This is a genomic window from Enterobacter sp. 725m/11, from assembly GCF_011683705.1.
In the GTDB taxonomy this organism is placed as follows: domain Bacteria; phylum Pseudomonadota; class Gammaproteobacteria; order Enterobacterales; family Enterobacteriaceae; genus Enterobacter; species Enterobacter bugandensis.
Genome location: NZ_JAAQOK010000113.1, coordinates 1 through 874 on the forward strand (window position 1 = coordinate 1; position 874 = coordinate 874).

2 protein-coding genes are annotated in these 874 nt (G+C 39.6%); both read right to left on the reverse strand.

All coding sequences use genetic code 11. The annotated features are described in order from the left end of the window. Window positions 1–369, reverse strand: a 369-nt coding sequence (comJ, locus tag HBA26_RS22625; protein ID WP_208298236.1) for a competence protein ComJ, incomplete at its 3' end; no start/stop codon positions are given. Further along, the coding region (locus HBA26_RS23035) for an RHS repeat-associated core domain-containing protein (RefSeq protein ID WP_279589379.1) at window positions 369–874 on the reverse strand (506 nt) is incomplete at its 5' end. The genes HBA26_RS23035 and comJ, both read right to left, overlap by 1 nt.

Genomic DNA, 874 nt, shown 5'->3' on the forward strand with positions numbered 1-874 from the left:
AGATGTGTATAAGAGACAGTCATAAAAGAGTGAATAAACTTTTTCGTTCACATCTATATTTAAATCGAATTTCTCAGTTGCAGAAGCGATTTGCAGCTTATCTTTATCCGTAATGAAAAATGGCACAACAATACAGCGCTGAGCATTTTCATCCATTTTGAAAGCATTATCTTTTTTGATATTGACGTTTGCTCCAAACGCGTCCTCTGGTAATGGATCGAATATAACATAATCCTTGTGTAGAACAGCACCTTGAGAAACATTGCCTTTTCCCCACTGACTCAGTTTTTCGTCATAATCTCGGGATCGTAACACTATTTGACTATGCGAAATAAGTAGATCTACTGTTTGCATGCTCTTATCACTCATTATATTACCTCGACTTTTATTCTTGTTCCATCTGGCAGTTCTGATAAAACATTACCAATACTTGAACCTGCACCACGGTTATCACTAGGATCTATATATCTTACGCTAGCGCCATCACCGCCTTCTTTAAACATTGCCATAGGCCATTCATCACGATCATAACCAGGCTTTGTTTTGATATTTTTTAGACTCGTTTTCCTGTTAGCTTTCGCAGTGCCTCGTTGAATTGTTACAACCTTTGCATGTCCTAAATCGATCGCGTCTGATATGTGACCAAACGTTGCAGGATATTCAGAACGTTTCAATTTCAAAACGTATTCGTAATTTTTTGACTTCGATTTTGTTAAAGTGCAACCAGCTAAACCCAGAGGATCTATCCAGGTAAGAGGGTTAACAGTATATTTATATAAGTTAATCCCCCCCGCCAGCCCTATCGGGTCCTGCTGCGTAAACCGTCCGCAGTCCGGGTCATAATACCGGAACAGATTGTAGTGCAGCCCTGTCT